The organism is Streptomyces sp. SM11, assembly GCF_002910905.1.
Lineage (GTDB): Bacteria > Actinomycetota > Actinomycetes > Streptomycetales > Streptomycetaceae > Streptomyces.
On the sequence record NZ_NEUE01000219.1, the window covers coordinates 1 to 6,562 of the forward strand.

General features: G+C 72.3%; 7 protein-coding genes. 2 read left to right on the top strand and 5 right to left on the bottom strand.

What is annotated here, in order from left to right; genetic code table 11:
• From B9S58_RS22490 to B9S58_RS22510, 5 genes are all read right to left on the bottom strand, one after another.
• Positions 1–1,452: DEAD/DEAH box helicase (locus B9S58_RS22490; protein ID WP_103533894.1), on the bottom strand; the 1,452-nt coding region annotated here is incomplete at its 3' end.
• Between the two features lie 185 nt (positions 1,453–1,637).
• Complete coding sequence (locus B9S58_RS22495) at positions 1,638–1,841, bottom strand: cold-shock protein (RefSeq protein WP_003969786.1); 204 nt, start codon at positions 1,839–1,841, stop codon at positions 1,638–1,640.
• Positions 1,842–2,117: 276 nt separating this feature from the next.
• Entirely contained in the window at positions 2,118–3,275 is a 1,158-nt protein-coding gene (locus tag B9S58_RS22500) for an acetyl-CoA C-acetyltransferase (RefSeq protein ID WP_103533895.1), read from the bottom strand.
• Positions 3,276–3,316: 41 nt separating this feature from the next.
• A complete protein-coding gene (locus B9S58_RS22505) occupies positions 3,317–3,928 on the bottom strand; it encodes a TetR/AcrR family transcriptional regulator (protein ID WP_181009410.1) in 612 nt (203 codons plus the stop codon).
• A gap of 42 nt (positions 3,929–3,970) precedes the next feature.
• Positions 3,971–4,753, bottom strand: a complete 783-nt coding sequence (locus tag B9S58_RS22510; RefSeq protein ID WP_103533896.1) for an SDR family oxidoreductase — start codon at positions 4,751–4,753, stop codon at positions 3,971–3,973.
• Between the two features lie 117 nt (positions 4,754–4,870).
• Here B9S58_RS22510 and B9S58_RS22515 point away from each other — a divergent pair, with 117 nt between their 5' ends.
• Together B9S58_RS22515 and B9S58_RS22520 are read left to right on the top strand one after the other, a co-directional pair.
• Positions 4,871–6,016 carry an acyl-CoA dehydrogenase family protein gene (locus B9S58_RS22515; protein WP_103533897.1) on the top strand — a complete coding sequence of 382 codons (1,146 nt, stop codon included), beginning with the start codon at positions 4,871–4,873 and terminating at the stop codon, positions 6,014–6,016.
• Positions 6,016–6,562: acyl-CoA dehydrogenase family protein (locus B9S58_RS22520; RefSeq protein WP_181009411.1), on the top strand; the 547-nt coding region annotated here is incomplete at its 3' end. The genes B9S58_RS22515 and B9S58_RS22520, both read left to right, overlap by 1 nt.

Here is a 6,562-nt window from a genome sequence, read left to right on the forward strand (position 1 = left end):
ACCCGCCGCACCGCCCGATCGCGTCCGCTGCTTCGGCGGCGTCGGCTGCGGCACCTCGATGACGATCGCGATGCCCGACGGCTCACGGGCCCCCGTGATCCGGCCCAGCTCCGCGTCGCTGGAGGTGACCCGCGTGGTGCGCGGCGCGATGCCCGCGTCCTGCATCAGCCGGGTCATCTCGCGCTTCTCCTCGGGCAGCACCAGCGTGACGACGCTGCCGGACTCCCCGGCCCGCGCCGTGCGCCCGCCGCGGTGGAGGTAGTCCTTGTGGTCGGTCGGCGGGTCCACGTTGACGACCAGGTCGAGGTCGTCGACGTGGATGCCGCGGGCCGCGACGTTCGTCGCGACGAGCGCGGTGACCTGCCCGTTCTTGAACTGGTCCAGCGTCCGGTTGCGCTGCGGCTGCGAGCGCCCGCCGTGCAGGGCGGCCGCCCGTACACCGCTGGCCAGCAGCCGCTTGGCGAAGCGGTCGGCGGCGCGCTTGGTGTCGACGAACATGATCACCCGGCCCTCGCGGGCGGCGATCTTCGTGGCGACGGCCTTCTTGTCGGTCTCGTCCAGGACGTGGAGCACGTGGTGCTCCATGGTGGTGACGGCGCCGGCGGACGGGTCGACGGAGTGCACGACCGGGTCGGTGAGGAACATCTTCACGAGCCGGTCGATGTTCTTGTCGAGGGTCGCGGAGAACAGCATCCGCTGCCCGTCCGACTCGACCTGCTTGAGCAGGGCGACGACCTGCGGCATGAAGCCCATGTCGGCCATCTGGTCAGCCTCGTCGAGGACGGTGATGGAGACCTCGTCCAGCCGGCAGTCGCCGCGCTCGATGAGGTCCTTGAGCCGGCCCGGGGTCGCGACGAGGACTTCGGCACCGCGCCGCAGGGTGGCGGACTGCTTGGTGATCGACATGCCGCCGACGACCGTGGCCATCCGCAGGTTCACTGCGGTCGCGTACGGGGTCAGCGCGTCGGTGACCTGCTGGGCCAGCTCGCGGGTGGGCACGAGGACCATGGCGAGCGGGGCACGCGGCTCGCTGCGGCGGCCGGCGGTACGGGCCAGCAGCGCGAGGCCGAAGGCAAGGGTCTTGCCGGAGCCGGTGCGCCCGCGGCCGAGGATGTCGCGGCCGGCCAGCGAGTTCGGCAGGGTCGCGCCCTGGATCGGGAACGGCTCGGTGACGCCCTGCGCGGCGAGGGTCTTCAGCAGCGCGGCGGGCACGTCCAGGTCGGCGAAGGCGTCGACGGACGGCAGTGCGGGCGTCACCATCTCGGGCAGGGCGAACTCGCCCTGCGGCGGGGTGGCGCGGCGACGGGCCGGAGCCTTGGTGCCCTGGGCCTTGGCGCGGGGAGCGCCGCCCCGGCTGTTCGACGGTGCCTGGGCACCCGTGCCCTGGCCGCGGCCTCGGCCACGGGCCGGACGGGAGCGGGGGGTGCGGTCCTGGCGTTCGGAGCTGGTCATACGGAATTGCCCTCCTGGGGGATTCCTGGGCAACTGCCGAGTGGGTTTACTGCGATGTGCCGGCCCGGCCGTCTGTGATGCGCCCCCAGGATGTGCGCACGAAACGGGTTGTTGCTCGGACAGCACAAACCGGGGCCCGCACCTTCACGGTGCGGGCCCCGGTCAGCGAGGTACGCGTCCGGCAATTAGGCCGGGACGATGTTCTCCGCCTGCGGGCCCTTCTGGCCCTGCGTGACGTCGAAGGAGACCTTCTGGCCCTCCTGGAGCTCACGGAAGCCCGAGGTGGCGATGTTGGAGTAGTGGGCGAAGACGTCGGCGCCGCCGCCGTCCTGCTCGATGAAGCCGAAGCCCTTTTCCGAGTTGAACCACTTCACGGTTCCAGTAGCCATGTCATTCTCCTAAAAGAGGTGCAGTGCCGAGAATCCGCACTTTACGAATTCCAAGTCGCCGCATTGAGCCCCACCCGGAGAAAGCCGGAAAACAATAAAGCGCCTGAGGAAGCATTCCCGTCAGGCGCACATAAAGTTCATGGGTACCAAAACTGCAACGGGGAACACCCTAGCACGTCCTCCCCTCCGGCGGCGGATCGCGCCACACCGTCGGGGGGAAAACTTGGCTGACCAGGGGGCATACGGACGGTGCCGGGACGGGTGCGGCCGTTGCCCTCAGAGCCGCTCGACGATGGTGACGTTGGCCTGTCCGCCACCCTCGCACATCGTCTGGAGCCCGTAACGGCCGCCGGTGCGTTCCAGTTCGTGCAGCAGGGTCGTCATCAGCCGGGCGCCGGTCGCGCCGAGCGGGTGGCCCAGCGCGATGGCTCCGCCGTTGACGTTGACCCGCTCGGGGTCCGCACCGGTCTCTTTCAGCCAGGCGAGGACCACCGGGGCGAACGCCTCGTTGATCTCGACGAGGTCGATCGCTCCGATGGTCAGGCCGGTCTTCTCCAGGGCGTACGCGGTGGCCGGGATCGGGGCCGAGAGCATCCGGATCGGGTCCTCGCCGCGGACGGACAGGTGGTGGATGCGGGCCCGCGGGGTGAGGCCGTGGTCGGTGACGGCCCGCTCCGAGGCGATGAGCAGGGCGGCGGCCCCGTCGGAGACCTGGGAGGAGCAGGCGGCGGTGATGGTGCCGCCCTCCATGACGGGCTTCAGACCGGCCATCTTCTCCAGGGTGGTGTCGCGGCGCGGCCCCTCGTCCGCGGTGACATCCCCGTACGCGACGGTCTCGCGGGTGAAGCGGCCCTCGTCAATGGCGCGGACCGCCCGCCGATGGGAGGTGAGGGCGAACTCCTCCATGTCCCGGCGGCCGATGCCCCACTTCTCGGCGATCAGCTGGGCGCCGTGGAACTGGTCGACGGGGGCGTCGCCGTAGCGGGCGCGCCAGCCCTCGCTGCCCGCGTACGGCCCCCGGGTGAGGCCGAGGGGTTCGGCGGCCCGGCGGGAGGCGAAGGCGATCGGGATCTGGGTCATGTTCTGGGTGCCGCCCGCGACGACGAGGTCCTGGGTGCCGGAGAGGACTCCCTGGGCCGCGAAGTGGAGGGCCTGCTGGGAGGAGCCGCACTGCCGGTCGACGGTGACACCGGGGACCTCCTCGGGCAGTCCGGCGGCCAGCCATGACGTACGGGCGATGTCACCGGCCTGTGGTCCGACGGTGTCCAGGCAGCCGAAGACCACGTCCTCGACGGCCGCCGGGTCGACGGCCGCGCGGGCGATCAGTTCCTTCAGGACGTGCGCGCCGAGGTCGGCGGGGTGGACGGCTCCGAGGCCTCCTTCGCGCCGTCCGACGGGGGTGCGTACCGCTTCGACGATGTAGGCCTCGGCCATGGCTGCTGCTCCTCGGTGCGCTCGGGGTGGACGAAGAGGGCTTACGTGCGCAGGGCGATCCCGTCGAGCACCATCGAGAGGTACTGACGGGCGATCTCTTCGGGACTGTGGTGTCCGCCGGGCCGGTACCAGGAGGCCGCGACCCAGACGGTGTCGCGGACGAAGCGGTAGGTGAGGCGGATGTCGAGGTCGTCGCGGAAGACGCCTTCGGCGACGCCGCGTTCCAGGGTGCCGAGCCAGGCCTTCTCGAACTTCGTCTGCGAGTCGACGAGGTAGGCGAAGCGCGGCTGGGTGGCGAGGTGTTTGGACTCCTTCTGGTAGATCGCGACGGCGGGGCGGTGCCGGTCGATCTCCCGGAAGGACTCAGTGACCAGGGCCTCGATGGTCTCGCGGGGGCCGAGGCCGGCCGCCAGGACCGCGTCGTAGCCCTGCCAGAGCTCGTCGAGGAAGGTGGAGAGGATCTCGTCGATCATCGATTCCTTGGAATCGAAGTGGTAGTAGAGGCTGCCCGCGAGCATCCCGGCCTCGTCCGCGATCCGGCGGACGGTGGTGGCGTTGTATCCCTGGGCGGCGAAGACCTCGGCGGCGGTGGCGAGCAGTTCACGGCGTCGCTCCGGCGTGGGGGTCACCTGGGGCTTCTTCTTGGTAGGCACCCGGCCATTGTCCGCCCGCCGCCCGCGTGTTCACGCATGTGCTCACGCATGCTGGCTGCTGACGGGGACGACCTCGCCGGTCATGTACGAGGAGTAGCCGCTCGCGAGGAAGACGATCACGTTGGCGACCTCCCAGGGTTCGGCGTACCGGCCGAACGCCTCCTTCGCGGTGAGTTCGGCGAGGAGTTCGGCGGAGGTGACCTTGGCCAGGTGGGGGTGCATGGCGAGGCTGGGGGCGACGGCGTTGACGCGTACGCCGTAGTCGGCGGCCTCGACGGCGGCGCAGCGGGTGAGGGCCATGACGCCGGCCTTGGCGGCGGCGTAGTGGGCCTGGCCGCGCTGGGCGCGCCAGCCGACGACGGAGGCGTTGTTGACGAGGACTCCTCCGGTTCCGGCGGCCTTGAGGGAGCGCAGGGCGGCGCGGGTGCAGCGGAAGGTGCCGTTCAGGGTGACGTCGAGGATCTTCGTCCACTGGTCGTCGGTCATGTCGGTGAGTTCGGCGGTGCCGCCGAGGCCCGCGTTGTTGACGACGATGTCGAGTCCGCCGTGGGCGCTTTCGGCGTGCGCGAAGAGGGCGCCCACCTGCTCCTCATCGGTGACGTCGCAGGTGAGGTGGGTGACGCGGTCGGGGCCGAACGCGTCGGCGAGGACGTGGGCACTCTCCTTCAGCCGGCGCGCGTGGGCGTCGCCGATCACGACGCGGGCGCCCTCCTCCAGGAAGCGGCGGGCGGTCGCGCCGCCGATCCCGGCCCCGGCGGCGGCGGTGATGACGGCGGTGCGGCCGGCCAGCAGTCCGTGCCCCGGCAGGTACGGCGGTGTGTTCATCGGCCCGGTCCCCCGGCTTCTCGACGGCGTAGGGGTCGTACGTTAACCTACCAAACACTTGTTAGGGAACGGTCGGGCGGCGACGGTGCCGGCCGCACGGGGAAGGCGGGCCCGGTCATGGAACTGACGCACACGGCACGGACGGAATCCCTGCGGGCCGAGGCCCGGGCCTGGCTCCGGGACCACGTGCCCGCCCGGCCGCTGCCCTCCCTGGAGACCGAGGAGGGGTTCGCCGCGCACCGGGAGTGGGAGGCACTGCTGCACACCGGGCGGTGGTCGGCGGTCTCCTGGCCCGAGGAGTACGGGGGCCGGGGCGCGGATCTCTTCGGCTGGCTGGCGTTCGAGGAGGAGTACTGGGCGGCGGGCGCACCGGGCCGGGTCTCGCAGAACGGGGTCAGCCTCCTCGCCCCGACCCTGCTCGCCCACGGCACGGCGGAGCAGCGGGCCCGGGTGCTGCCGCCGATGGCGGGCGGCGAGGTGATCTGGGCCCAGGCCTGGTCGGAGCCGGAGGCCGGGTCGGACCTGGCGGCGCTGCGCTCGCGGGCGGTGCGCACGGAGGGCGGCTGGCTGCTGTCGGGGCAGAAGACCTGGTCCTCGCGGGCGGCGTTCGCGGACCGGGCGTTCGGCGTCTTCCGTACGGACCCGGAGGCCGCGAAGCCGCATCACGGACTCACGTACCTGATGTTCGGCCTGCGGGCCGAGGGCGTCGCGGTGCGGCCCGTCGGGCGGCTGGACGGGAAGCCCGCGTTCGCCGAGATCTTCCTCGACGAGGTCTTCGTACCGGACGAGGACGTCATCGGGGAGCCCGGACAGGGGTGGCGGATCGCGATGTCGGCCACCGGCGACGAACGCGGTCTCACGCTCCGCTCCCCCGGCCGCTTCCTGGCCGCCGCCGACCGGCTGACGGAGCTGTGGCGGGAGGCGGGCGACCCGGCGGACACCGCGCTGCGGGACCGGGTGGCGGACGCGGTGATCGGGGCGCGGGCCTACCAGCTGTTCACGGCCGCCTCCGCGTCCCGGTTCGCGGCGGGGGCGTCGCTGGGGCCCGAGTCCAGCCTGAACAAGGTGTTCTGGTCGCGTTACGACATCGCACTGCACGAGACGGCGCTCGACCTGCTGGGCCCGGACGCGGAGGCGGCGGACGGAGAGTGGGCGGAGGGGTACGTCTTCGCCCTGGCGGGGCCCATCTACGCGGGGACGAACGAGATCCAGCGCGACATCATCGCCGAGCGGCTGCTCGGCCTCCCGAAGGGACGGCGCTGATGCGTTTCCTCCTCGACGACGAGCAGCGGGAGTTCGGGCGTTCCCTGGGCGCGATGCTGACGGCGGCCGGTACGCCGTCCGTGCTGCGGGCGTGGGCCGCCGGGGAGCACGGTCCGGGGCGGGCCCTGTGGGGGCGGCTCGCGGACGCGGGAGTGTTCGCGCTCGCGGTCCCCCAGGCGTACGGGGGTCTCGGGCCGCACCCCGTGGAGCTGGCCGTCGCCTGCGTGGAGCTGGGGCGGCACGCGGTGCCCGGCCCGGTGGCGGAGACGCTGGCGGCCGGGGTGCTGCTGGGCGGGGCGGGCGGCCCGGTGGCCGAGGAGTGGCTGCCCAGGATCGCGTCGGGTACGGCAGTGGTGTCCCTGGTCCTGGAGGGGCACGGACCGTACGCCCTGGACGGGGACGCGGCGGACGCGGTGTTCACGGTGAGCGGCGACGAACTGCGGCTCGCGCCGGGCCCCGGGGAGCTTTCGGCGTCGGCGGATCCGGCGCGGCGGCTGTTCCGGCCGGAGGCGGGCGGCGAGGTGGTGGCGGCCGGGCCGAGGGTGG